1 tRNA gene is annotated in these 296 nt (G+C 48.6%); it reads right to left on the bottom strand.

Annotated elements, in window-relative coordinates:
* Nucleotides 1-146 precede the first annotated feature (146 nt).
* A tRNA-Glu gene (locus WFM45_RS24610) sits at nt 147-222 on the bottom strand.
* Nucleotides 223-296: the final 74 nt, after the last annotated feature.

The following is a 296-nucleotide window of genomic DNA, read 5'->3' as shown; positions in this document are numbered from 1 at the left end:
CAAATTTCAGCCGTCATGTTTCAATTTTCAGCTTGTTCCAGATTGTTAAAGAGCAATATCTTAAACATGACTCGGAAGTCATCTTTAAGATATGGTGTATCGTCAGATACTGAAGACCGCCGCTTTCACCGGGTGGGTCGGAAGCTTGGCGTCCCCTAGGGGATTCGAACCCCTGTTACCGCCGTGAAAGGGCGGTGTCCTAGGCCTCTAGACGAAGGGGACACGACACCGTACTTTTATGACGCTTTTGCTCGTTACTTTTTCATCAGACAATCTGTGTGAGCACGCCACGCGAA

It is taken from the genome of Serratia sp. KG1D, assembly GCF_037150675.1.
GTDB lineage: Bacteria > Pseudomonadota > Gammaproteobacteria > Enterobacterales > Enterobacteriaceae > Serratia > Serratia nematodiphila.
The sequence above is the reverse complement of the archived record's forward strand: the minus strand, read 5'-3'. Positions and strand labels throughout refer to the sequence as shown.